Source organism: Bradyrhizobium sp. ORS 285 (assembly GCF_900176205.1).
Taxonomy (GTDB): domain Bacteria; phylum Pseudomonadota; class Alphaproteobacteria; order Rhizobiales; family Xanthobacteraceae; genus Bradyrhizobium.
Genome location: NZ_LT859959.1, coordinates 4,256,336 through 4,278,535, shown reverse-complemented (window position 1 = coordinate 4,278,535; position 22,200 = coordinate 4,256,336). Strand labels below are relative to the sequence as shown.

The window sequence follows — 22,200 nt, the reverse complement described above, 5'->3', positions numbered from 1 at the left end:
ACGGCGCTAAGGTCGCGCGCCAAGCAAACGCAATTTCAAGGGAACACCGCCATGGCGCGCATTCGCTGTATCACCGAGATGGGCATGGGCGTCGACGTCCATGGCCGCGACGCTACCAAGGCTGCCAAGCGCGCGGTGTCGGATGCGATCCGCCATTCCAGCCTCGGCTTTTTCCGCATGGTCGGCAAGACGCCGCAGGACATGCTGGTCGACGTCACCGTCGCGGTTCCCAATCCGGAGGCGGTCGACACCGACGCGGTCGCCAAGGAGCTGCCCTATGGCACGGTGACGGTCACCGCCGTGAAGGGCGGGCTGGAGATTCCGGCCGAGGCCGGCAGCGATGCGATCATCATCGCCAATGCCGCAGTGCTGGTGCATCTCGACGACGGCAAGTGAGCAGGCCCATGATCCGCTTGACCCGTCAGCTGCGGCGGAGCCGAGCGCAGACGGCTCGCAAAATCGACTTGGACAACCATGGTATCACGCACCGAGATCAAACAGCAGAATGATTACCTGCTGCGTCAGCAGCACGACTTCCGCAGGGCCGCGGACATCGTGACGGATGCGCTGGCCGCGTTCGAGGAAATCGAAGCGATCGCGGTGATCGGCTCGGTCGCCAAGCCGCTGTGGAAGGAGGTGCCGCGCTTTCGCGCGTATCGCCGCGCCGGCATCGAGGTCTGGCACGAGTGCGGGGATCTCGACCTCGCGGTCTGGATCAGGTCGCAGCATCGGCTCGACGCGATCCGCCGCGCGCGGGATGCCGCGCTGCTCAATGCCTACAAGGCCGGCCACGGGCCAAGCACCGCCAATCACCAGGTCGAGATCTTTCTGATCGAGCCCGGGACCGATCGCTATCTCGGCCGGCTCTGCAATTACAACACCTGCCCGAAGGGCAAGCCGAAATGCGACGTGCCGGGCTGCGGCCAGATCCCCTTCAACAAGGTCGTCGACGGCTTCGAGCCCTATCCCGACCTGTTGGCGGCCGCGAGCTACGCCACCTTGTATCGGCGGGGGCAGGGCCGCTTGCGCTCGGCGCTCGATCTGCCGGGACCGCAGCAAGATCCCGATTGAGGCTCTGCTCCGTCAGCGGCTGCCCTCGCTGACCCACCGCGCCAGTCCCTCCGCCAGCCCGTCGAACAGCGCGCGGATCGGCGGGGCGTCCTTCTGGTCCTCGTGCACGGCGAGCCAGCACTCGAGCTCGAAGGCGATCTGGTCGGCGAGCACCGGGACCAGCGCCGGATTGCGGCGGGCCATCGCCGTCTGCATGCCGCCGATTCCCAGGCCGGCTTCGATCGCGGTGACCTGGGCGACGTCGGAATCGGTGCGATAGGAGAAGAGCTCGCGCGAGAGCGGCAGCTGTGCGCTGGCGACCGAGCGCGCCGAATGATCGTCGCGGTCGAAGCCGATGATTTGATGCACCTTGAGCGCCTCGATCGTGTCGGGCAGGCCGAAGCGCGCGATGTAGTCGCGGTGGGCGTAGAGGCCGAGTGGGATGCGGCCGAGCCGCCGTGCAACAAGGCCGTCCTGCTTCGGCCGGATCATCCGCACCGCGATGTCGGCGTCGCGCCTGAGCAGATCGTCGGTGCGGTTGTTCAGCACGAGCTCGATGACGATCTCCGGATAGCGCCTGCGGATGCCGGCGAGGATCGGCGGCAGCACGAAGGTGCCGACGATCTCGCTCGCCGAGATCCGGACCACGCCGCGCGGCTGCCCTGCATCGCCGCCGGTCCTGGCCGCGCGCACCAATGCGGCGAACGCCGCCTCCATCGCCTCGGCATGCGGCACCAGCGCCGCCGCCGCTTCGGTCGGCAGCAGGCCGGCCTGGGAGCGGGTGAACAGGGCGACGCCGAGGCCGGCTTCCAGCTCGTCGATGTGCCGGCCGATGGTCGGCTGCGTCAGCCCGGTCGCGCGCGCCGCCGCGGACAGGCTGCCCCGCCTGACGACGGCGAGGAACGAACGCAGCAGGCTCCAGTCCGAAGGCTCTATCATACGAAAATGTATAGCATCTCAAGAATGATTGGCAATTTTCGTTTTGATGCCATCGGGCCAAATAGCTGGGACAGCAGGAGATCGACCCATGTCCCACGACACCACCGTCCCGACCGCCTTGATCCTCGGCCTGACCGGCGCCATCGGCGGCGCCATTGCCAAGGCGCTGGCCCAGCGCGGCTTCACCCTCCGTGCGCTGACGCGCCGGCGGCCGGCCGAGCGGCCGTCCTTTGCTTTCCCGGTCGACTGGCGCGACGGCGATGCGCGCGATGCGGCCTCCGTGCGCGCGGCTGCCGAGGGCGCCAGCCTGATCGTGCACGGCGTCAATCCGCCGCGCTATGCGCGCTGGCGCGAGGATGCGCTGCCGATGCTCGCTAACACCATCGCAGCCGCCAAGGCGGTCGGCGCGACGATCCTGTTTCCGGGCAACGTCTACGTCTACTCATCAGCATCGCCTTCGGTCGTCAGTGAAACGACGCCGCGGCGGCCGACGACGCGGAAGGGGCAGGTGCGACTCGAGATGGAGGAGATGCTGGAGCAGGCCGCGCGCGACCACGGCGTCCGCGTCATCGCCATCAGGGCCGGCGACTTCTTCGGTCCCGGCGTGACCAATTCGTGGTTTGCCCAGGTGCTGGCGAAGGGCGGCATGGCCGCGACATCCGTGCAGCGCCTGACACGGCCGGGCATCGGCCACGCCTGGGCCTACGTCCCCGATCTGGCCGAGACCTTCGCCCGCCTGGTCGACATCCGCGCCGATCTGCCCAACTACACGATGCTGAATTTTGCGGGGCATTACGATGCGACGGGCCACGACATGACCGACGCCGTCCGCCGCGTCCTCGGCCGGCCCGATCTGCCCGTGAAGCCGTTCCCCTGGATCATCCTCTGGCTCGCCGCACCCTTCGTCGGCTTCATGCGCGAGGCGATCGAGATGCGCTGGCTGTGGAAGCAGGGACTCGCGTTGGAGAACCGCGGGCTGGTCGGACTGCTCGGGCAGGAGCCGCATACGCCGCTGGATGAGGCGGTGAGGGCGGCGCTAAGTTCTGATTGATATCTGACATCCGCAACCGGCGCGTGGCTGCTCATCCCGTCGGACGGCGCGTCACGCGGTGGCGACGTTTACTAATGATCCGTGCTAGTGAACGCGTCGCTTATAGAAAAGCGCCCGTGCGGCGGGGACAAGCTGCAAAAGCACAATGATTGACCAGTCGACTCGCGAGCAATTCGTCCAGTATCGCGGGAGAACGATCCTGCATCTGATCGATATAGACGCAGGTATCGAGCAGCAGTCCCTGACCAGCGATATGGTCCGGACTGAGAAAAGGCAGCTCCTCGTCTCGGCGTCGTGCAAGCGTCTTGCCTGGATCAAAGCGCGACCAGCGCCGAGCCGCATCGAAGTCGAACGCCACCACCTCAGAAGCCGAGCTTCAGCTTCGGGTCGACGGTGCCGCGGGTCTCTTTGAAGACGGTCGCGAAGTTGTCTTCCAACGCAATGGTCGCAAGCGCAAACTCGATGAGATCCGTATCTGCCTCGATCCCGGTTTGACGTTTGGCCTGCCTGACGAGCTCCGAACTCACACGTCCGCCAATGCGGCCGGTTTTGTCTTTCAGCAGCCCGGACTGCTCTGCCGCCCGCATGACAGCGTCAACTCGCGTCTCGACCGCAACAACCCGATTGGCTGAGGATTTAATGTCGGAGCCCGGCAGCGTCTTATCACTTGCCCTGGTCTTGCCCCGGCGAGCCGGCGACTTCCGAACTTTCATCTTGGCCATGAGCGTTGAACCTGTTGAACGAAAGTCAGCTTTGTTCAACATAATCGCTCGGGCGCTTTGGTTCAATATTTGTCGACGCCCTCACTCCACCGCATCCTTCTTCGCGATCCGGTGCAATTGCTCGAACAGGTCGGCCTGCTCGCTCGTGCACAGACAGACGCCCTGCGCGGACTCCGCTTCACCCGCGTTGAGGTAGGCGTGGCCCATGGTGCTGTCGAGATAGATGCCGTCGCCTTCGTGCAGGATCTCCGGCGCGTAGAACTCGGTGTGGACGGCGATGGTGCCGCGGGTGACCAGGAAGTATTCCTCGCCGCTGTGGCGGAGCAGGGGGCCGAACTCTTCCAATGTGCGGGCGCGCACCTCGGTGATCATCGGGACCATGCGTTTGCCGATCAGGTCGGTGCATTGATAGGTGTAGGTGTAGAACTTGGTGTTCACCACCTGGCCCTGGCCGGCGCGGCTGATGCTGCGGCGGGCGGTCACGGCGCGGCCGGCCTCGGGGCGCGGCGCGGCCGGGCTGAACAACTCGGCGATGTCCATCTGCAGGCCTGAGGTGAGCTGCAGCAGCTTGTCGTAGGTCAGCGACATCAGGCCGTTCTCGACCTTGGAGAGGGTCGACAGCGCCATGCCGGTCTTCTCCGCCACCTGCTTCAGGGTCAGGCCGCGCGCCTGGCGGGCCGCCTTCAGGCAGTGGCCGAGCTGGGAATGCGGGCCTTCGGCGGCGGTCTCGCTGACGACGGTGTCGGTCACTTCAGGGCTCCGGAAAATCCGTTAGCGGATCGGGTTGTCTGCGGCGCGGCCGGCAGTCGGGGAATGTCGCGCGAAACTGGTTGGTGAATCAATGGGCTGGACCGGGGGCTCACGCCCATGCGTGACGCGCGGTGGAACATTGCGTTTTTAAGTCGTGCATTCGATTTCTTATGTGCTAAATAGTTTTCCGAAACAGAAAAGAGAAGCCCTGTGGACTCGATTTGCGACAAGACTGCCGGCGAGCTGGTCAAGCTGCTGAAATCAAAGGCCATCTCGCCTGTGGCGCTGCTCGAGTCCTGCCTGGAGCGGATCGCGGCGGTCAACTCGGCGGTCAATGCCGTGGTGACCCTCGATGAGGCCGGCGCCCGGGCAGCCGCCAAGCGCGCCGAGGCTGAGCTCGCCAAGGGCGAGGACAAGGGTCCGCTGCACGGTTTGCCGGTGCTGATCAAGGACACCCAGGACACCGCCGGGATGCGCTCGACCTATGGCAGCCCGATCCTCGCCGACAACGTGCCGGTGGCCGACCAGGCCTCGGTGGCGCGGCTGCGGGCGGCGGGTGCGGTGATCTTCGGCAAGACCAACACGCCGGAATGGGCTGCGGGCGGCAACACCCGCAATCCCGTGTTCGGCGCCACCGGCAATCCGTTCGACACGTTGCGCTCGGCGGCCGGCTCCTCCGGCGGCTCGGCCGCGGCGCTCGCCTGCGGGATGGCGCCGCTCGCCTCGGGCTCGGACACCGGCGGCAGCTTGCGCAATCCGGCCGGCTTCTGCGGCATCGTCGGCATGAGGCCGTCCTATGGACTCGTCGCCAGCGACAAGCGTGCCCATGGCTGGTCGTGCTTGTCGACCGACGGGCCGATGGCGCGCAACGTTGCCGACACCGCGCTGATGCTGTCGGTGATGGCGAGCGACGATGCGCGCGATCCGCTCGCCTACACGCTGCCGGGCGAGGCGGTGCGCGGGCAGCCCGCGCGCTGGGCCGTGCCGCCCCAGGTCGACTTGCGCAGGCTCAAGCTCGCCTTCACCGAGGATTTTGGCTTTGCGCCGACCGAGCAACTGATCCGCCGCGCCTTCCGTGCGCGGGTGACGCGCATCGCGCCACTGTTTGCCGACGCGGCCGAAGCGACGCCGGATTGCAGCGGCGCGGATGAAACCTTCGCGGTGCTGCGCGCCTCGCTGTTCCTGACGCAGCACGGCAAGAATTATCGCGAGCGGCCGGAGATGATCGGGCCGAACGTGCGTGCCAATGTCGAGGAGGGGCTGTCCTACAGCCTTGAGGATTTTTCGCGCGCGGCCGCCAACCAGACCCGCATCTATCGCGCCTATCTGAGCTTCTTCGCCAAGCACGACGTGCTGATCAGCCCGACCATCACGCTCAGTCCGCGGCCGTGGTCGGAGCTGTATCCGGCGGAGATCGACGGCGTGCCGACCAAGTCCTACTTCCATTGGCTGGCGCTGGCCTATGCGGTGACGCTGGCGGGACATCCGGCACTCAGCCTGCCGCTCGGCGTTGACGAGAACGGGCTGCCATTCGGCCTGCAGATCATCGGTCCGCGCGGCGGCGATGCGCTGGTGCTCGGCGTGGCCGCGGCGCTGGAGCAGGCGTTTGCCGGTGATGCCGAGCTGCGGCGACCGCAGCCCGATCTCGCCAAGCTTGCCGCGTTGCCGCCGCTGGCGCAGACGCCGGGCTTCATGGCCTGGGACTAGGACCGGCCGCAATGACCAACATCTTCTGGAGCTGACAATGTCCGACGCAAACTCATGGCCGTTCTCGCTGGTGCGCCGCGCCGGCGGACTGGTGTTCCTGTCGGGCGAGGTCCCGGTCGCCGATGACGGCAGCATTCCCGAGGGCATCACCGCGCAGACGGACCTGGTGTTCAAGCACATCTCGGAGACGCTGGCGGGCGAGGGGCTGACGCTCGACGATATCGTGTCCTGCATGGTGCATCTCGCCGACAAGGCGGACTTTGCCGAATACAACGCAGCCTATCGCAAGCACTTCAAGGATCCGCTGCCGGTGCGCACCACGGTGCAGGCGCAGATGATCGCGGATGTTCGGCTAGAGGTCACCGTCGTCGCGGCGGCGCGGACCTGATTGGGAGTGATGACGATGCGGAGCGCAATCGTTCTCGGAGGCGGCATGGTGGGCGTCGGCACGGCGCTGCATCTGCAGAGCAGGGGCTGGTCGGTGGCGCTGGTCGACCGCCGCGAGCCCGGCCGCGAGACCAGCTACGGCAATGCCGGCATCATCCAGAGTGAGGCCGTCCGGCCGTATGCGATGCCCTATGACCTCGCCGGCGTGCTCGATATCGCGCTGGCGCGCACCAACGACGTGCACTACCGGCTGATGGCCTTGCCGCATCACGTCAAGCCGTTGCTGCGTTACTGGTGGAATTCGTTTCCCGCGCGCCATGAGGTGCTGACGCGGACCTATGCGCAGCTGATTGCGCGCGCCGCGCCCGAGCACGAGCCGCTGATCCAGGCCGCCGGCGCCGGCAATCTGGTGCGCCGCGACGGCTTCCGGGTGCTGCACCGGACGCAGGCGCAGTTCGACAAGGAAGCCAAGGAGGCCGAAGCGGTCGGCAAGGCGTTCGGCGTCAAGTTCAAGCTGCTCAGCGCGAGCGAGCTGGCGAAGGCCGAGCCCGGCCTCACCGATAGCGGCATCGGCGGCCTGCATTGGCAGGAGCCTTGGACGGTGTCCGATCCCGGCAGTCTCGTCACGTCCTATGCCGACTTGTTCGTCAAGCGTGGCGGCAAGCTGCTGGTGGGCGATGCGACGACGCTCGCACAACAGGGCAGCGGCTGGGCGGTGACGACGCAGGAGGGCCACATCGAGGCCGAGGCCGCGGTGGTCGCGCTCGGTCCGTGGTCGCCGGAGTTCCTGAAGCGCTTCGGCATGGACATTCCGATGGTGCGCAAGCGCGGCTATCACCGGCACTACTCAGGCGGCGCGCCGCTCGACCTGCCGCTGCGCGATGCCGCGTTCGGCTATCTGATGAACCCGATGGCGAAGGGCGTGCGCATCACCACCGGCGCGGAGCTGTCGTCGCCGGATGCGAAGCCGACGCCGGTTCAACTCGGCAAGGCCGAAGCGGCCGCGCGCCAGTTGATTGATCTCGGAAAGCCGGTCGAGCCCGAGCCGTGGATCGGCACACGGCCGTGCATGCCGGACATGCTGCCGGTCGTCGGCCCAGCCGCGCGGCACAAGGGCCTGTGGCTGCATTTTGGGCACGGTCATCAGGGCTTCACGCTCGGACCGGCGACCGGCCGCATCCTCGCCGAGCTGATGAGCGGCGAGGATGCGAGCGTCGACGTCGCGGCCTGCGCGCCGGCGCGCTTCGGCGCGTAAGCCGCGAAAGCGGCTGCAGCCCGCAATTTCAGGCTGCAGCCGGCGGCTCAACGCAGCGTCTTGTTTACCAACGACGCCCGTTTCTGCGGTGCAGAAATCTGCATTTCATACATTCGCAAGTCCGCGCTCCTACGGTCATCGCGGTTGGAGCAGAACGCGGGGGCGAGGCGCTAGTCGCACGTTCTGTGGTCCACCGGTGATCCGAACATCCTGTGGGGGAGCAGATGAATTTCGCGGGCCTGGCCTACCGATTCGTGTCGAATTTCGTATTTCTCGGCGCGGTCTACATGAGCCTGAACTACATCGAGAACTATCAGAACCGCGCCTTGCTCGCGCTCGTCATCCTGGTCTACGCCGGCATGCGCTCGTTCACCGTGGTGCGCTCGTTCCACTTCTACAGCCGAATCGAGAAGCTCGAGGCCGACGTTCGCCGGCTGTCCGGGATGCTGGGCGACGGCCCCGTCGGCCAGGTCGTCAACAAGCAGACGATGAACGATGTCGGCTCGCTGCGGCGAGACGGCGAGAAGATGTCCTATATGGATCTGTTCTTCCTGGCCGCGGCCGTCATCCTCTGCGTCAGCAAGCTTGTGACGAAGTAGTTCATACGCCACGCGCGAAGCGACCCGTCGCTTCGCACGGCGACGATGCTCTTGGACGATGCGCCTGGACGTCTTCAGCGCTTGCGGAGACTGGCGAGCTTGACCGGTCGAGCGGCCGGCTTGGCCGGGGGAGTCTCGATGCGAGCGAGATGGTGACGTCGCGCCGACAACGGTGCGGCGGGAGGCCATGCGAACAGGTCCGCTGCCGGAGCCGGCAAGGCCGGCGCCGTGGCGATTTTCGGGGTGATCGCCGGACGTGGCCAGGCCGGTTTGGGCAGGCTGATCGATGCGGCCGGGCGCACATCCAGATTGCCGAAATCGTCGAGCTTGGCGCGGACGCGGGTCTCCGCGCCCGCCGGATCGACCGGCGTGATCGCCGGCCAATGCGCGACTGGCGTCTCGTCCGACGGACGGTGCACCAGCCAGTCCTCGGGCTCGGTCGGCGTCGCCGGCCGGTCCTGCGTTGCCGCCACGACATGCACGATGCGGTAATTCTTCGCCTTGAGATCGGCGAGGATCTTCGGCAGCGCGGCCACGGTGCGCGCCTGGATATCGTGCAGCAGCAGAATGCCCTTGCCGCGCGCCTCCAGCCGCTTCATCGCGAGCTCATAGACCTTGGCGCCGGAGATGCTGCGCCAATCGTCGGCGAGGAAGTCCGCGCTCCATACCTGCAGGCCGAGCGAGGCCGCGTAGCTCTCGACGGCGTCGCCGCGCAGCAGGCCGGGGACGCGGAAGAACGGCGACAGGGCCGACGGATCGGTCAACGCCGCCTTCGTCCAGGCGATGCCCTGATCGACCTCCGGCTGCACCTGCTCCAGCGTCATCCGGTTCATGCTCAGCGGATGGTTCTGGCTGTGCGTGCCGATCGTGTGACCGGCAGCGGCGAGCTTGCGCACGCCTTCGGGATCGGCCTTGGCCTGGCGCCCGATCGTGAAGAACGTCGCCTTGACGCACTGGTCGGCAAGGATCTGCAGCACCTTGTTGCTGTATTTCGGGAGCGGCCCGTCATCGAAGGTGATGACCACCTCGTGATCCTTGAGCGGCAGCGTCTCCTTGTACTGCATCGCGCCGAGGCGCGGATGCTCGTGCGGATCGACGACCAGGGTGCGCGAGGTGCCGAGCGCGTTGGGATTGCCGGGACAGTCCGCGGCCCATGCGTCCGACGATCCCAAGCTCAACGCCATTCCGGCGACAGTCCCCAACAGCACTGCGAGCCGTGTGGGCCGTCCGACGCAAGCAGACTTACGATCACGCATCACGCTGCTCGATTCCCTTCACCGGGCCGGATCCTTCAGCCCGGCTCCTCGATGGTCCATGATAGGTCGCAGCCCTGCTGGCAAGCTCCCACCGAGACATAGCAGGGATGTTGAGCCGTCGCGACATCACATCGTCCTGAGTTCCGGTTTGCCGGTAGCTGTTGCCGGATTGCAATCGGCTGGAATCGCCGACGCTGCGACAGTCAAGCGTAAACGGCGGCCCTGAACGGCGGATTAACCACCGCCATGCGGCTCGGCAGGCGAGGGGCTGCCGCTGTGCTGCTCGCCGCTGTGCTGGTCAGTCTGCGGTTCCGCCGCCGTCTCGGACTTCGCCGGCACGATGTGGACCACGCGATAACCGTGATCTTTCAGGTAGCGCAGGAACGCAGGCAACATCGCGACCGTGCGCGGCTGCGGATCGTGCAGCAGGATGATGCCCTTGCGCGCCAGGTTCAACCGTTTGACCAGCAGCTTCAACGTCTGCTGCGGCGACATCGCGGTCCAATCGCTGGCCCAGAAGTCCGCACCGAACACGGCGATGCCGCGCGACTGCAGCAGCTCCAGCGTCGCCGGTGTCGATTCGAAGTAGGGGAAGCGGAAGAACGGCGTCGAGGGCGTGGTCGTCTCGGCGCCGTTGAGCGCCTTCTCGTCGGCGGCAATGCCGCGATCGATCTCGTCGACGGCCTGTTCCGGCGTGATGTGCGCCAGATGCGCGTGCGTGTAGGTGTGATGGCCGACCGTGTGGCCTTCGGCCGCGATCTTCCGCACCAGCTCGGCGCGGCCCGACGCGGGCTGGCCGACCAGAAAGAAGGTCGCGCGCACGCATTCCCTGGCGAGCGCCGCGAGCACCTTGTTGGTCATCGGCGGCGACGGGCCGTCGTCGAAGGTCAGGATCACCTCGCCGTCTTCCAGCGGCAGGGTATCAGGGAAGCTCTTCAGGCCGACGCGGGGATAGTTCTTCGGGTTCACGCTGAGCACGCGTGAGGTGCCGAGCGTGCCCTCGCGTGGACAGGGAGCAGGCTCGGCGCAGGCGCCGTGCATCACCAGCAGCGCGGCCAGCGCGCCGGCTGCGTTTACCCATCCCGTCATCCACCGCGCCTGAGACATCTTTTCCCGTTGCGCTCGCTGTTGCCGATTATGTAATGCGTGAAAGCACAAATCAGACCATTTGTCTGAATAAGAACTCGTGAGGCACGTCATGAACGATACATTGGACGTTGCCCCTGCCGATGCAACTCTAGCCGATCGCGCGGCGATGCGCACCGAATCCGGTGAGATTCGCGCCGAATTCATCGAGGCGATGACCGCCGCGATCGCGGCGGAGGACGAGGCGTTCCTCCGCGCGGAGGTCGCCGAGCTGCACGAGGCCGATCTCGGCGATCTGATCGCAGCACTCGCGCCCGAGGACCGTGTCAGGCTGGTCGAGCTGACCGGTACCGATTTCGACTTTTCGGCATTGAACGAGGTCGATGACGCCGTTCGTGAGGAGATCCTCGAAGAGCTGGAGCCGGCCACCGTCGCCGAAGGCGTTCGCGAGCTCGAATCCGACGACGCCGTCGAGCTGCTGGAAAGCCTCGACGAAGAGGACAAGGAGGAGATCCTCGAGCGCCTGCCGCCATCGGAACGCGACGTCCTCGAGCGCAGCCTCGATTACCCCGAAGGTTCGGCCGGCCGGCGCATGCAGACCGAGTTCATCGCGGTTCCGCCGGCGTGGACCGTCGGCGAAGCGATCGACTACATGCGCGAAACGCCGGACCTGCCGGAGCGTTTCTACGAGATCTATGCCGTCGACGAGTCCAGACACTGGCAGGGCGCGGTGTCGCTCGATGCGCTGCTGCGCGCGCGGCGTCCGGTGCCGCTCGCCGAGCTGATCGACGCGGACCGCCGCCGCATCACCGTCACCGACGATCTCGCCGAAGTGGCGCGGCTGTTCGGCAAGTACAATCTGGTCGCAGCCCCCGTGGTCGATGCCGACAATCGCGTGGTCGGCGTGATCACGATCGACGACGTCGTCGACGTGATCGAGGAGGAGGCCGACGAGGACTTCAAGGCGCTCGGCGGCGTGTCCGGCGACGAGGAGCTGTCCGACAGCGTCTGGACCATTGCCAAGGGCCGCTTCAACTGGCTGCTGATCAATCTCGCCACCGCGTTCCTCGCATCCTCGGTGCTCGGCCTGTTCGAGGGCCAGCTGCAGCAGATGGTGGCGCTCGCGGTGCTCGCACCGATCGTGGCGAGCCAGGGCGGCAATGCCGCCACCCAGACCATGACCGTTGCGGTGCGGGCGCTGGCGACGCGCGAGCTCGGGCCGAACAATGCGTTGCGCGTGGTCATGCGCGAGGCCACGGTCGGGCTCGTCAACGGCCTCGCCTTCGCGCTCGTCACCGGTATCGCCGCGGTGGCCTGGTTCAAGACGCCCGGCCTCGGCATTGTGATCGGGCTGGCGATGGTCTCCAACCTCGTCGCCGGTGCGCTCGGCGGCATCCTGATCCCGATGGTGCTGGAGCGCGTTCGCGCCGATCCGGCCGTCGCCTCCGGAACCTTCGTCACCACGGTAACCGACGTGGTTGGTTTCTTCTCGTTTCTGGGCATCGCGACGCTCTGGTTCGGCTTGAAATAAGCCCAGCGGCTGAACGACTTATATCGTTAATTCGGCCTTAACGCGGCTCGGCGACACTCGGCATCGAGATGGAGTCGGACCATGCAACAACGCTTGCGGCTGAAGGCGGACGGACGGATCGTGGAACTGCGCGACGGCGGGGAGTTTCCGCTGGCGCCGTCGACGGCCACGCCGGCAAGCCCGCTGGAGGTGCGCGATCTCCGGCGGCGGGTGCAGCTGACGCAGCAGGAGTTCGCCGCCAAGCTCGGCGTGCCCGTCGAGACCATTCGCAACTGGGAGCAGGGCAAGCGCATGCCGCGCGGCCCGGCGCGCGCTCTGCTGACCGTGATTGCGCATGCGCCCGATACCGTGTTTGCGGCCTTAGCTAAGACTTAAGCTAAAAACCGGTCGCGCGTTGGCAACTACTCCTAAGTGCCTACATAATCCTGCACGCGTCTGGAGTGCACGGCCATGCTGACGATCGAGGCCAATGGTGCAAGGATTCCCGCTCTGGGTCTCGGGACCTGGGAATTGCGAGGGCGGACCTGCGCCCGCATCGTCGAGCAGGCGCTGACGCTGGGTTATCGCCACATCGACACCGCCCAGGTCTACGAGAACGAGACCGAAGTCGGGGAGGGGCTGCGCGCCTCGCGCGTCCGCCGTAACGAGGTGTTCCTGACCACCAAGGTGTGGACGACGCATTTCGCACCGAATGATCTCGAACGCTCGACCAAGGAGAGCCTGGTCCGGCTGCGGGTCTCCGAGGTCGACCTGTTGCTGCTGCACTGGCCGAATTCGCACGTGCCGCTGGCCGAGACGCTCGGCGCGCTGGCGCATGCCAAGACGCTCGGCCTGGCGCGGCACATCGGCGTGTCGAATTTCACGGTCGCGCTGCTCGACGAGGCGATGGCGCTGTCGACGGAGCCGCTGGTGTGCGATCAGGTCGAGTATCATCCCTATCTCGACCAGACCAAGGTCCGCGAGGCCTGCGCGCGGCACGGCATGGCCGTGGTCGCCTACAGCCCGATCGCCAAGGGCAAGATCAAGAACGATCCGACCCTGACGCGGATTGGCCGCGACCATGGCAAGAGCCCGGCGCAGATCTGCCTGCGCTGGCTGGTGCAGCAGAACGTCGTGGCGATCCCGCGGACCTCGAAGATCGAACGGTTGTCCGAGAACCTCGAACTGTTCGATTTCGAGCTGTCCGAGCAGGAGATGGCGGACATCTTCGCGATGGGCAGCCCGGAAGGGCGGATGACCAACTTCGCCTTCGCCCCCAAATGGGATTGAGCGCGCGGCCTTCGCGTTTATGCTAAAGCCCGAGATGACAGGGAGAGCGGCCGGCGGGCCGCGCGGCAGGTGGCGCCGCACTCCCGGTCGATGATCGGAGCGAATGCGCGCGCATCCGCTCGTGCGCGGGCGTCGTGAGCAGCATGGAACGTTGGCAGTTCATCCGTTGGGGCATTGCCGCGTCCGTGCTCGCGCATGTCCTGTTGGTCAGCGGGGTCGTGGTCTCGACATCCGTCCGGCCTTACGAACTGCCTCGGAGCGACGAGGTCGCAGTCGACATCGTCGATGCCGACGAGCCGAAGAAGGCGCCGGAGTCCGTTCCCACGCCATCGCCGTCCCCGACGCCCGAGCTGACCCTGCCGCAGTCGGCCCCCAGCGCCTCGCCGGCGGCGGCCGCGCCGCAGCCCTCGCAGACGCCGCAGCAGGAGGCCAAGGAGCCGCCGAAGTCGCCGCAGCCTTCAGCGTCGCCGTCGCCATCGCCGAAATCTGCTGCGAAATTGGCGGCCAAATCGGAAGCCAAGCCCGAAGCCAAGCCCGATGTTAAGTCAGAGGCGAAGCCGGCAGCCAAGTCGGCGCCACCTGCGACCCCACCGAGCTATGTACAACCCGAGCCGGACCTCACTGTGAAATACGGCGTCATGCTTGGTCTGCCGGCGCCCCTGGCGCCGATCTCGCCGCTGCCGCCGGCGAACGCTCCGGAGGACAGCCAGGACACCGGAGCGATGGCGACAACGACTCTCGCGGCCAATCTCGAGGCGGCGCTCCGTCAGCGGGTCAGGAGCTGCGCGCATCTCGCGGCATCGATGTCGCCGAATGATCGCGTCCTGGTCAGGCTGCGTTTTGCGATGACCCCCGATGGCAGGCTGGCCACGGAGCCGGAGGTGCGGGAGGTCATTGCTCCGCTGAAGGCTGCGCAGTTGAAGGAAAGCGCAGTCCAGGCGCTGAACGCGTGCCAGCCTTACACGATGCTGCCGCCCGATCGATACGACGAGTGGAGAGTGATCGAGATGTCGTTCACGCCGCAGGATTTCAGCCGCTGATTGCGGGAGCCCTTTCAGGTCCGCCCACGATGTCTGACAGGATCGACGGACGTCGCTCGACGTAGTCGTCGATCATCCTGTATGCGTGCCGGGCGGCAAGGCTGCCCATAGGTCGCCGATGTGCGGCTCTGGATCGTTTGAACGCGGAGATGATCGGACATGACCCTGAAGCTGGTGATCGGCAACAAGAACTATTCCTCATGGTCGATGCGGCCGTGGCTGGCGCTGCGCGGCGCCGACATCGCCTTCGAAGAGATTGTGATCCCGCTCTACACCGATGATCCCGCCGACAAGGCCCGCATCCTCGCGCATTCGCCGGCCGGCAAGGTGCCGATCCTGATCGACGGCGCCGTCACCGTGTGGGATTCGCTGGCAATCATCGAGTATCTCGCCGAGCGCTTTCCCGCGGCTGGGCTGTGGCCCGCCGATGCGGCCGCGCGCGCTTATGCGCGCTCCGTCTCCGCCGAGATGCATTCCGGCTTCCAGGCGTTGCGCAACGAGTGTCCGATGAACCTGCACCGCCCGGTACGGCGGGTGGAGCTCTCCGCCGACGCCAAGGCCAACATTGCCCGGATCGAGGACATCTGGCGCGACTGCCGCTCCCGCTACGGCGCCGGGGGCCCGTTCCTGTTCGGTCGCTTCAGCGGAGCCGACGCCATGTACGCCCCGGTGGTGACCCGGTTCCAGACCTTCGCGGTTCCGGTTGCGGCGGATACCAAGGCCTACATGGACACGATGATGGCGATGCCGGCCTTCGCCGCCTGGGTCAAAGACGGGCTGGCGGAAAGCTGGATCATCGAGCGGGTCGAGAAGGTCTGACCGATCTCGGCGCGGGCTGCGCGGGGGGCGGTGCTCGTTGTTAGTCCAGGAGTACCGCTCCAGCCGCCATCTCGTTGAAGAAACTCGCAATATCAGTGTTTGCCACGTTGCAACGCCGCTGGCCAGGGCCGGCGGCGGCGTGCTATAGAGCGCTATCTATAAAGACACGCCGGCCCGGGCAGCGGGACCAGGGGCTCTTGCCGGCATGCGAGCAGGAGAGGGCGTTGAAACACAAGTTCCCCATTGGGTCGACGGTCTATTTTACCGCGAGCAATGTCTCGCGGCCGGCGGCCAGCGGTACCTACGAGATCATCCGGCAACTTCCGACGGAAGGGGATGACTGCCAGTACCGGATCAAAAGCTCGACGGAAGCCTTTGAGCGGGTTGCAAGAGAGAGCCAATTGGCCTTGTCTTGAGCCGCTCGGATTGAGGACGTCAGGCTGCGCGCGTCGGCGGACGCGGCTGCCGATCGGAGGAGGAGAGACCCGGCAGATGTCACGGGGCTGAAAGCCACGGCCCGAAGCTCTTACGAAGGCTGCGCAATCCCTCCTGGGGATAGCGGGTAGCTCCACACCATCCGGCACCCCTCGGTGCATGGAATCGCCGTATTATCAGGGCGTGGGGCCGCGACGGATTTGGGTGATCGTTTGAATTTGGTGATCGTTTCACGGCCGTCCCATGTCGGGGCGCCATCGGGGCCGTTTTGGTTGGCCCGCGTCAGGAATCAGCGCGCATGAATTCGAATTCGGCCTGGCCCGCTTCATTCGACCAACTCTTGAACTCGCCGGCGTTTCCGATGTGGCTCACGGTGGCCGCGGCGGGCTTCTTCGCCCTGATCGTGCTGGTCACGTTGCTGCGGGCCGAGAAGTCGGTCGCCAATGGCGCTCTGACCGTGATCACGCTGCTGGCCGTCGGGATTGCCGTCGCCTCCATGATGCGCAGCCAGGATCCGTCGCAGCGGGGTGGCAATGGCGATTCTGCGACGACCGCGGCGGTCGGCCTGTCGGCGCCCGCCTTGGCCTGCATCGATGACATGGCCGGCGATCTCGTGCTGTCGAACTGCGAGAAGAGCCTGTTCGGCGCGGCCGACATGACGGCGGCGGCCGTGAGCTATGCGGCGGGCATGCTGAGCCGGCTGTCGCAGGCCGGCGACGTCGCCAGTGCCAACAAGGTGATGACCGCCGAATTGCTGGCGCTGCGGCGGGCGGTGGAGCGCGACCGCTATGGACTGATGGCCTATGTGCTGCTGACGCGCGACCGCTGCACGCCGAACGATTGCGTGATGTTCCGCGCGGTCGGCGACCGCCAGCAGTTGGTCAACAACATGGAGGGGCGGACCTATGAGGGGCTGGTGACGCGCTACGCCTCGCAGTGGAACGCAACGCCGGCGGCGCCCGGCCAGCCGGCGGTCGGCACCTTCGCCGGCCTCGCGCCGTCGACCCCGACCGGCAAGCCCACGACCGCGGAGTTTCCGAGCTCGGCCAATACGCCGCCCGTCAGCATCATGAACCCCGAGCCGACGGCCTCGACCCGCTCGGTCGCGCCCGCCGCGGCACCGAAGCCGCAGCCGCCGACCCAGCTCGCACCGGCCCCGGCGGCACCGCCGACCGTCGCCGCCAGCCATGCCCAGGCGCCCCCGGCGGCCAAGAAGGCCGCGCCGAAGCCGAAGCCGGCAGCGGCCGCGCCACAGGCCGCGCCTGACGCCGCCGAGCCGGCCGCCAAGGACGAATAGAGCCCGCTGATCGAACCGCCATCATGCCCCTGCATCTGATCAAGCTGGCCGTCGGCTGCGAGTCGGTCAAAGAGCTCAAGGAATGGATCGCCGAGCGCATGCTCGCGGCCAAGAAGAAGGGCCTGCCGCAACAGCACGTCCATGTCACGCGGATGACGCCGAAGCGGGTGGAGGACATCCTCGGCGGCGGTTCGCTGTACTGGGTGATTCGCGGTGAGGTCGCCGCGCGCGAGAAGATCGTGGGCATCGAGCCGTTCCGCGACGGCGACGGCATCGGCCGCTGCCGCATCATCATGCAGCCGAAGGTGATCTCGGTCTCGCCGCGGCCGATGCGCCCGTTCCAGGGCTGGCGCTATCTGACCGCAGAGGATGCCCCCGCCGACCTCGGCAAGGCCAGCGCCGCCGGTGTCGAGGCCATGCCCGAGCCGCTGCGGCGGGAGTTGCGGGATTTGGGGTTGTTGTAGCCTCTTGGTGTGCCGCGCGGCGCCTGCTCCCCGCCGACACTCTGGTTCGACGGGAAGCTCATTGCATCCTTTCCACGGTGCCAGTGTCTGTGCCCTCTCCCGCAAGGGGAGAGGGCGCAGTCACTGGCACTGCGCAGACAGGACAGGCTGTTGTGGTTAGGGCGTCGATGTGCCTTTGCTGACCAGTCTCACACCGCGATGTTGTCTATCAGTCGCGTGGTTCCGATCTTGGCTGCGACCAGGATGCGCTTCGGTCCGGACTCCTTCGCGCCGATCGGGGCCAATGTCTCGGCGTGGCGGACCTCGAGATAGTCCAGAGCAAAGCCGGCGTCGGTGATTGTCGCAGCGCCGTCGCGAACCGCAGCCTGCATGCCGTCGCCCGCGCGGAGCCGCGTTGCGATCTGCTTCAGCACCCGGTGCAGCGTCGGGGCAACACGGCGCTCGTCTGCACTGAGATAGACATTCCGCGACGACATCGCGAGCCCGTCGCGTTCGCGCACCGTACGCGATCCGACGACGCGGACGCCGAGATCGAGGTCGCGGGCCATCTGCGACACCACGCGGAGCTGCTGATAGTCCTTCTCGCCGAAAACAGCGACGTCGGGCCGGCACTGCGTGAACAGCTTGGCGACCACGGTGGCAACGCCGCCGAAGAAGTGCGGACGGAAGCGATCCTCCAAGCCCGCGAGCGCCGGGCCGTCGGGAACGATCCGCGTGGCGAAGCCGTCCGGATACATCGCCTTCGCATCGGGGTGCCAGATCAGATCGACGCGCTCTGCTTCGAGCTTTGCAACATCCTCCTTCCAGGTACGCGGGTACGAGCCGAAATCTTCTGTCGGCGCGAACTGAGTCGGGTTGACGAAGATCGACACCACGACCTTGTCGGCGCGCCGCTTCGCCAGGCGGACGAGCGACATGTGGCCTTCATGCAAAGCGCCCATCGTCGGCACGAGCGCTGTGCTGGCTTTTCGCGCGCGCAAGCTGTCGAGCTCGCGGCGAAGGGCGGGAAGGGTGCGGGCGACGCGCGGCGTTCGTGACATTTTTGCTCGATCTCACAGCGAAAAAACGCGGTTTTCCTGTTCGGCCTTGACGCCTCTGTGACCGCCTTTAACAAGGAGGCCACAAGCCGCTCAGCTTACTTGAATACGTCTGTTAGCACGTCTGCGCATCACATGCGGAGCTGGTAAACGCGCGCGTCAAGTAGTAGCGGAGGATGCGACCCCCGTGGATTCACGATGATGCTGCATTTCACTTGACCACGGACGAGCGTGACTCGAAGATGATCGTAAGGGGTCGAAAACATGCTGGTGCAGACTAGCCAAGGACAATCGGGCTCGGCCCACGTGGTTGTGCTTGGAAACGAGAAGGGCGGGTCAGGCAAGTCGACCACCGCCCTGCACATTGCCGTGGCGCTTCTGAAGGCGGGCCAGCGCGTCGCCACCATCGATCTGGACTGCCGTCAGCAGAGCTTCACCCACTACATCAACAACCGCAGCGCCTGGGCGCGCCGGACCGGCCTGCGCCTGGAGCTGCCGACCCACTACTGCATCAAGCTCGGTCAGACGCTGCAGATCGACGAGAACGAGAACACCGAATTCCAGCAGTTCATGGAGGCGGTGAGCGCGGTCGAACATGCGTTCGACTTCATCGTCATCGATACGCCGGGCAATGACAGCTATCTGATGCGCCTGGCGCACTCGATGGCCGACACGCTGGTCACCCCGATCAACGACAGCTTCCTCGATTTCGACGTGCTGGGAACCGTGGATCCCGCGACCTATGCCGTCACCGGCGAGAGTCACTACGCCGAGATGGTGCGCGACGTCAGGCGCAAGCGCCGCCAGATCGACGGCGCGATGACCGACTGGATCGTGGTCCGCAACCGCCTGTCGATGCTGGGCTCGCGCAACAAGCAACTGGTCGCCGAGGGTCTGAAGGACCTGTCGCTGCGGCTCGGCTTCCGCGCCATCGATGGTTTTGCCGAGCGCGTCGTCTATCGCGAGTTCTTCCCGCGCGGGCTTACCGCGCTCGACGACATCGACGAGGCGACGCTCGGCACGCGGCCCAATCTCGGCCATGTCACGGCGCGGGAGGAGGTCACCAGCCTGCTGCGCCAGCTCAAGCTGCCGCTCGACGAGCGCGGTCGCCGCCGCGCCGCCAACCGCGCCGAATGGTTTGCCCAGGTCGACAAGCCGCTCGACCTGCACGACATCATCAGCGCCTGAGCCTCATCATCCACGGCGCTGAATCCACGGCGCTGACTACGTCCTTTGCTACATGCTGATGACGAGCGGCCGGACGCGTCCCGTGGTCCGGGGAGAGGCGCGTCAGCCTGAGACATTGTGCGCCTTGTCGGCATCATCTCGACTTCGCTATCAATTGCTGACGGGCTCGCGATCGGATGTCCCGGCTGTTTTTTGCCCGGATTGTCCCAGGTCAAGGCCAGAATGCCAGTTTTGGCTAGATTACCGTCAAATTCGCGACTGATTTGAACCTGACGTTCAGGGTTCACGTCACAAAGGGAGCGCACGCAGGCGCTCATGTTGCATAGCAACTAGGTGCGCCGCACAACGAACGGGCGATGAATACACAACATTTAGCCTTCCTGTCACAGCGCGGTTACATATACTGAACAAAACGGGTCACGAGAGTCTTGCAGGTTTTGGACTACCTTTGATTGTAGCTCCCGAGGGACGAACATGAAGCGTGGAATAACCGTCCTGTTGTCCGTCAGCGTCCTGGCGGCCGTCGGCTACTTCACCGCCAGCAAGTGGGCGATCCGCCACGAGACCGTCCGGTTCTATGATGCCTCCCGCGGCAATCGCCTCGTCGAGGTCGCCGTCGCCGTCCGCCGCGACAAGGAGATGCAGGCCGAGGCTGGCATGATCAAGCTGCCGGTCGCGATCCTCAACCACGGCAACACCGTCAAGTTCACCGAATATTCGTTCGTCGCCAATGTGTTTGCTGCGCGCGGCTACATGGCGGTCAGCATCCAGCACGACCTGCCGACCGATCCGCCGATGGTGACCAAGATCGGCGAGCCCTATGTCGGCCGCCTGCCGCAGATCCAGCGCGGCGTCGCCAACATTCGCTTTGCCGTCGAGCAGATGCGCCAGTTGCAGCCGAATGCCGATTATGATCATCTGACCATGGTCGGCCATTCCATGGGCGGCGACATCTCGATGTATTTCGCCAAGCAGTACCCGGACGATGTCCGCAAGGTCGTCACGCTCGACAACCTGCGCGTCCCGTTCGTGACCGAAGGCAAGTTCAAGATCCTGTCCTTCCGCTCCAAGGACCCGCAGTTCAAGACCGACCCGGGCGTGATCCCGGACAGCGAGATCTGCGAGAAGGAAGGCATCACGGTCGTGAACACCGACTTCCAGCACAACGACATGCGTGACACGGGGCCCGACGAAGCCAAGTCGTCGATCCAGGCTATGCTCGACAAGTTCCTGGCCGACAGCGACAGCTCCAGTGACATCCGCCCGGTGAAGACCAAGACGCCGCTGCTCGATCCCGGCCCGGTTGCGCCCTATGCGCCGGTCGGCAAGACGGCGACCCCCGCCAAGGCGCTGACCCACTGATTTCCACGCGGATCTCCGGATTCCAAGACCGCTGACGCCTTACCTGCGCCCGTGGAGGCCAGGTGCCGGCGGTTGCAGCGGCACTCATTGTAGCCGCCGCTTGGTCTGCCCACATCATGCTCACCCCGAGCAGGTGTGCGCATGGTCGATAATCCCTCCCGATCCCGTTCCGGTCCGGTTACTCCATCTGGCCCCGATAAGGGCAACCAGCGGCTGCCGGAGGCGGAGCACTCGACGGCCGATGCCATTGCGGCCTTTGTCGCGCAGGCGAAGGCCATGGCGCCCACGGCGCAGGGCACGCGGGGCCGGCTCGTATTTGCCCTCGACGCAACGTTGAGCCGCCAGCCGACCTGGGACATGGCCTGCGCGCTGCAGGCCGACATGTTTCGCGAGGCCGCCGCCCTGGGCAGCCTCGACATCCGGCTGGTCTACTATCGCGGCCTCAACGAGTGCCGCGCCACCGGCTGGATCTCCGACAGCGCCGAGCTGGCGCGGCTGATGGGCAAGATCGATTGCCGCGGCGGCCAGACCCAGATCAGCAAGGTGCTCGCCGAGGCGCGCCGTCACGCGACCTCGGCCGGAATTCGCGCGGTTGTGTTCGTCGGTGACGCCATGGAGGAGAGCGTCGACGAGCTCTGCGCCAGGGCCGGTGAGCTTGGGTTGCTGAAAGTCCCGCTGTTCATGTTCCAGGAAGGCAACGATCCGGCCGCGGAGCGGGCGTTTCGCGAGATGGCGCGCCTGTCCGGCGGCGCGTGGTGCCGTTTCGATCCAGGCGCCGCGGCGCAGCTGCGCGAGCTCTTGCGCGCCGCCGCGGCCTATGCCGCCGGCGGACGTGAGGCGCTGCTGCGCCTGGCCGCATCCGAAGGCGGCGCGGCGCATCTGCTCGGCCAGATGAAATGAGGCTCGCTCGCTGATCTCCGGGCCCGCAGGCGCGGCGCCCTGGCGATCATGCATTT

The 22,200-nt window shown here is 66.1% G+C and carries 25 protein-coding genes; 18 read left to right on the top strand and 7 right to left on the bottom strand.

The features are described 5' to 3' along the window. The first annotated feature begins 51 nt into the window (after nucleotides 1-51). On the top strand, nucleotides 52-396 hold the full coding sequence (locus tag BRAD285_RS19380) for a Lin0512 family protein (protein ID WP_006609021.1): 345 nt from the start codon (nucleotides 52-54) through the stop codon (nucleotides 394-396). A 78-nt stretch (nucleotides 397-474) separates the two neighbouring features. After that, complete coding sequence (locus BRAD285_RS19375) at nucleotides 475-1,071, top strand: hypothetical protein (RefSeq protein ID WP_006609020.1); 597 nt, start codon at nucleotides 475-477, stop codon at nucleotides 1,069-1,071. 12 nt (nucleotides 1,072-1,083) lie between these two features. On the opposite strand, the gene BRAD285_RS19370 is transcribed toward BRAD285_RS19375, so the two are convergent. Next, nucleotides 1,084-1,989 (bottom strand): LysR family transcriptional regulator, encoded by a 906-nt coding sequence (locus tag BRAD285_RS19370; RefSeq protein ID WP_006609019.1) that lies wholly within the window; start codon nucleotides 1,987-1,989, stop codon nucleotides 1,084-1,086. 88 nt (nucleotides 1,990-2,077) lie between these two features. Between BRAD285_RS19370 and BRAD285_RS19365 the strand changes: the two genes are divergently transcribed. Then, nucleotides 2,078-3,040 carry an NAD-dependent epimerase/dehydratase family protein gene (locus tag BRAD285_RS19365; RefSeq protein WP_035644224.1) on the top strand — a complete coding sequence of 321 codons (963 nt, stop codon included), beginning with the start codon at nucleotides 2,078-2,080 and terminating at the stop codon, nucleotides 3,038-3,040. A gap of 100 nt (nucleotides 3,041-3,140) precedes the next feature. Here the strand turns inward: BRAD285_RS19365 and BRAD285_RS19360 are convergent, their stop codons facing one another. The 3 genes from BRAD285_RS19360 to BRAD285_RS19350 all read right to left on the bottom strand — a co-directional run bounded on the left by BRAD285_RS19360 (nucleotide 3,141) and on the right by BRAD285_RS19350 (nucleotide 4,512). Further along, nucleotides 3,141-3,401 carry a hypothetical protein gene (locus BRAD285_RS19360; RefSeq protein ID WP_006609017.1) on the bottom strand — a complete coding sequence of 87 codons (261 nt, stop codon included), beginning with the start codon at nucleotides 3,399-3,401 and terminating at the stop codon, nucleotides 3,141-3,143. A gap of 1 nt (nucleotide 3,402) precedes the next feature. Beyond that, a complete protein-coding gene (locus tag BRAD285_RS36335; protein ID WP_244421997.1) occupies nucleotides 3,403-3,762 on the bottom strand; it encodes a hypothetical protein in 360 nt (119 codons plus the stop codon). An 81-nt stretch (nucleotides 3,763-3,843) separates the two neighbouring features. After that, on the bottom strand, nucleotides 3,844-4,512 hold the full coding sequence (locus BRAD285_RS19350) for a helix-turn-helix domain-containing protein (protein ID WP_006609015.1): 669 nt from the start codon (nucleotides 4,510-4,512) through the stop codon (nucleotides 3,844-3,846). Nucleotides 4,513-4,722: 210 nt separating this feature from the next. Between BRAD285_RS19350 and BRAD285_RS19345 the strand changes: the two genes are divergently transcribed. The 4 genes from BRAD285_RS19345 to BRAD285_RS19330 all read left to right on the top strand — a co-directional run bounded on the left by BRAD285_RS19345 (nucleotide 4,723) and on the right by BRAD285_RS19330 (nucleotide 8,460). Then, complete coding sequence (locus tag BRAD285_RS19345) at nucleotides 4,723-6,219, top strand: amidase (RefSeq protein ID WP_006609014.1); 1,497 nt, start codon at nucleotides 4,723-4,725, stop codon at nucleotides 6,217-6,219. 37 nt (nucleotides 6,220-6,256) lie between these two features. After that, nucleotides 6,257-6,607 (top strand): RidA family protein, encoded by a 351-nt coding sequence (locus BRAD285_RS19340; protein WP_006609013.1) that lies wholly within the window; start codon nucleotides 6,257-6,259, stop codon nucleotides 6,605-6,607. A gap of 15 nt (nucleotides 6,608-6,622) precedes the next feature. Beyond that, nucleotides 6,623-7,861: an FAD-binding oxidoreductase gene (locus tag BRAD285_RS19335; protein WP_006609012.1), complete on the top strand. Its 1,239-nt coding sequence runs from the start codon at nucleotides 6,623-6,625 to the stop codon at nucleotides 7,859-7,861. Between the two features lie 224 nt (nucleotides 7,862-8,085). Then, nucleotides 8,086-8,460: a hypothetical protein gene (locus tag BRAD285_RS19330; RefSeq protein ID WP_006609011.1), complete on the top strand. Its 375-nt coding sequence runs from the start codon at nucleotides 8,086-8,088 to the stop codon at nucleotides 8,458-8,460. Between the two features lie 74 nt (nucleotides 8,461-8,534). On the opposite strand, the gene BRAD285_RS19325 is transcribed toward BRAD285_RS19330, so the two are convergent. Together BRAD285_RS19325 and BRAD285_RS19320 are read right to left on the bottom strand one after the other, a co-directional pair. Beyond that, a complete protein-coding gene (locus BRAD285_RS19325; RefSeq protein ID WP_035644221.1) occupies nucleotides 8,535-9,716 on the bottom strand; it encodes a polysaccharide deacetylase family protein in 1,182 nt (393 codons plus the stop codon). A 234-nt stretch (nucleotides 9,717-9,950) separates the two neighbouring features. Then, a complete protein-coding gene (locus tag BRAD285_RS19320) occupies nucleotides 9,951-10,805 on the bottom strand; it encodes a polysaccharide deacetylase family protein (RefSeq protein WP_006609009.1) in 855 nt (284 codons plus the stop codon). Nucleotides 10,806-10,914: 109 nt separating this feature from the next. Here BRAD285_RS19320 and mgtE point away from each other — a divergent pair, with 109 nt between their 5' ends. From mgtE to BRAD285_RS19280, 8 genes are all read left to right on the top strand, one after another. Further along, entirely contained in the window at nucleotides 10,915-12,333 is a 1,419-nt protein-coding gene (gene mgtE, locus BRAD285_RS19315; protein WP_006609008.1) for a magnesium transporter, read from the top strand. A gap of 81 nt (nucleotides 12,334-12,414) precedes the next feature. Next, the gene (locus tag BRAD285_RS19310; protein ID WP_006609007.1) at nucleotides 12,415-12,708 is read left to right on the top strand and encodes a DNA-binding transcriptional regulator; all 294 of its coding nucleotides are present in this window, start codon (nucleotides 12,415-12,417) and stop codon (nucleotides 12,706-12,708) included. A 75-nt stretch (nucleotides 12,709-12,783) separates the two neighbouring features. Beyond that, nucleotides 12,784-13,602, top strand: a complete 819-nt coding sequence (locus tag BRAD285_RS19305) for an aldo/keto reductase (protein WP_006609006.1) — start codon at nucleotides 12,784-12,786, stop codon at nucleotides 13,600-13,602. A 143-nt stretch (nucleotides 13,603-13,745) separates the two neighbouring features. Beyond that, complete coding sequence (locus BRAD285_RS19300; RefSeq protein WP_035644218.1) at nucleotides 13,746-14,642, top strand: hypothetical protein; 897 nt, start codon at nucleotides 13,746-13,748, stop codon at nucleotides 14,640-14,642. Nucleotides 14,643-14,801: 159 nt separating this feature from the next. Then, the gene (locus tag BRAD285_RS19295) at nucleotides 14,802-15,461 is read left to right on the top strand and encodes a glutathione S-transferase family protein (protein WP_006609004.1); all 660 of its coding nucleotides are present in this window, start codon (nucleotides 14,802-14,804) and stop codon (nucleotides 15,459-15,461) included. Between the two features lie 224 nt (nucleotides 15,462-15,685). Next, nucleotides 15,686-15,877, top strand: coding sequence for a hypothetical protein (locus tag BRAD285_RS19290; protein WP_006609003.1), 192 nt, complete (start codon nucleotides 15,686-15,688; stop codon nucleotides 15,875-15,877). Nucleotides 15,878-16,257: 380 nt separating this feature from the next. Further along, on the top strand, nucleotides 16,258-17,193 hold the full coding sequence (locus BRAD285_RS19285; RefSeq protein WP_087877734.1) for a hypothetical protein: 936 nt from the start codon (nucleotides 16,258-16,260) through the stop codon (nucleotides 17,191-17,193). A gap of 23 nt (nucleotides 17,194-17,216) precedes the next feature. After that, a complete protein-coding gene (locus BRAD285_RS19280; protein ID WP_006611284.1) occupies nucleotides 17,217-17,657 on the top strand; it encodes a DUF1489 family protein in 441 nt (146 codons plus the stop codon). Between the two features lie 188 nt (nucleotides 17,658-17,845). On the opposite strand, the gene panC is transcribed toward BRAD285_RS19280, so the two are convergent. Beyond that, nucleotides 17,846-18,697: a pantoate--beta-alanine ligase gene (panC, locus tag BRAD285_RS19275; RefSeq protein ID WP_006611283.1), complete on the bottom strand. Its 852-nt coding sequence runs from the start codon at nucleotides 18,695-18,697 to the stop codon at nucleotides 17,846-17,848. Nucleotides 18,698-18,958: 261 nt separating this feature from the next. On the opposite strand from panC, the gene BRAD285_RS19270 reads away from it, so the two are divergent. From BRAD285_RS19270 to BRAD285_RS19260, 3 genes are all read left to right on the top strand, one after another. Next, nucleotides 18,959-19,882: a division plane positioning ATPase MipZ gene (locus BRAD285_RS19270; protein WP_006611282.1), complete on the top strand. Its 924-nt coding sequence runs from the start codon at nucleotides 18,959-18,961 to the stop codon at nucleotides 19,880-19,882. Nucleotides 19,883-20,356: 474 nt separating this feature from the next. Beyond that, nucleotides 20,357-21,244 (top strand): alpha/beta fold hydrolase, encoded by an 888-nt coding sequence (locus BRAD285_RS19265; RefSeq protein WP_006611281.1) that lies wholly within the window; start codon nucleotides 20,357-20,359, stop codon nucleotides 21,242-21,244. 141 nt (nucleotides 21,245-21,385) lie between these two features. Beyond that, nucleotides 21,386-22,144, top strand: coding sequence for a hypothetical protein (locus BRAD285_RS19260; RefSeq protein WP_006611280.1), 759 nt, complete (start codon nucleotides 21,386-21,388; stop codon nucleotides 22,142-22,144). The last annotated feature ends 56 nt before the right edge of the window (nucleotides 22,145-22,200 follow it).

Bases quoted from the DNA above. Each gene is read 5' to 3' on its own strand.
- BRAD285_RS19380 (WP_006609021.1), top strand. From the start codon at position 52: ATGGCGCGCATTCGCTGTATCACCGAGATGGGCATGGGCGTCGACGTC.
- BRAD285_RS19375 (WP_006609020.1), top strand. From the start codon at position 475: ATGGTATCACGCACCGAGATCAAACAGCAGAATGATTACCTGCTGCGT.
- BRAD285_RS19370 (WP_006609019.1), bottom strand. From the start codon at position 1,989: ATGATAGAGCCTTCGGACTGGAGCCTGCTGCGTTCGTTCCTCGCCGTC.
- BRAD285_RS19365 (WP_035644224.1), top strand. From the start codon at position 2,078: ATGTCCCACGACACCACCGTCCCGACCGCCTTGATCCTCGGCCTGACC.
- BRAD285_RS36335 (WP_244421997.1), bottom strand. From the start codon at position 3,762: ATGGCCAAGATGAAAGTTCGGAAGTCGCCGGCTCGCCGGGGCAAGACC.
- BRAD285_RS19340 (WP_006609013.1), top strand. From the start codon at position 6,257: ATGTCCGACGCAAACTCATGGCCGTTCTCGCTGGTGCGCCGCGCCGGC.
- BRAD285_RS19335 (WP_006609012.1), top strand. From the start codon at position 6,623: ATGCGGAGCGCAATCGTTCTCGGAGGCGGCATGGTGGGCGTCGGCACG.
- BRAD285_RS19330 (WP_006609011.1), top strand. From the start codon at position 8,086: ATGAATTTCGCGGGCCTGGCCTACCGATTCGTGTCGAATTTCGTATTT.
- BRAD285_RS19325 (WP_035644221.1), bottom strand. From the start codon at position 9,716: ATGCGTGATCGTAAGTCTGCTTGCGTCGGACGGCCCACACGGCTCGCA.
- BRAD285_RS19320 (WP_006609009.1), bottom strand. From the start codon at position 10,805: ATGACGGGATGGGTAAACGCAGCCGGCGCGCTGGCCGCGCTGCTGGTG.
- mgtE (WP_006609008.1), top strand. From the start codon at position 10,915: ATGAACGATACATTGGACGTTGCCCCTGCCGATGCAACTCTAGCCGAT.
- BRAD285_RS19310 (WP_006609007.1), top strand. From the start codon at position 12,415: ATGCAACAACGCTTGCGGCTGAAGGCGGACGGACGGATCGTGGAACTG.
- BRAD285_RS19305 (WP_006609006.1), top strand. From the start codon at position 12,784: ATGCTGACGATCGAGGCCAATGGTGCAAGGATTCCCGCTCTGGGTCTC.
- BRAD285_RS19300 (WP_035644218.1), top strand. From the start codon at position 13,746: ATGGAACGTTGGCAGTTCATCCGTTGGGGCATTGCCGCGTCCGTGCTC.
- BRAD285_RS19295 (WP_006609004.1), top strand. From the start codon at position 14,802: ATGACCCTGAAGCTGGTGATCGGCAACAAGAACTATTCCTCATGGTCG.
- BRAD285_RS19285 (WP_087877734.1), top strand. From the start codon at position 16,258: ATGTGGCTCACGGTGGCCGCGGCGGGCTTCTTCGCCCTGATCGTGCTG.
- BRAD285_RS19280 (WP_006611284.1), top strand. From the start codon at position 17,217: ATGCCCCTGCATCTGATCAAGCTGGCCGTCGGCTGCGAGTCGGTCAAA.
- panC (WP_006611283.1), bottom strand. From the start codon at position 18,697: ATGTCACGAACGCCGCGCGTCGCCCGCACCCTTCCCGCCCTTCGCCGC.
- BRAD285_RS19270 (WP_006611282.1), top strand. From the start codon at position 18,959: ATGCTGGTGCAGACTAGCCAAGGACAATCGGGCTCGGCCCACGTGGTT.
- BRAD285_RS19265 (WP_006611281.1), top strand. From the start codon at position 20,357: ATGAAGCGTGGAATAACCGTCCTGTTGTCCGTCAGCGTCCTGGCGGCC.
- BRAD285_RS19260 (WP_006611280.1), top strand. From the start codon at position 21,386: ATGGTCGATAATCCCTCCCGATCCCGTTCCGGTCCGGTTACTCCATCT.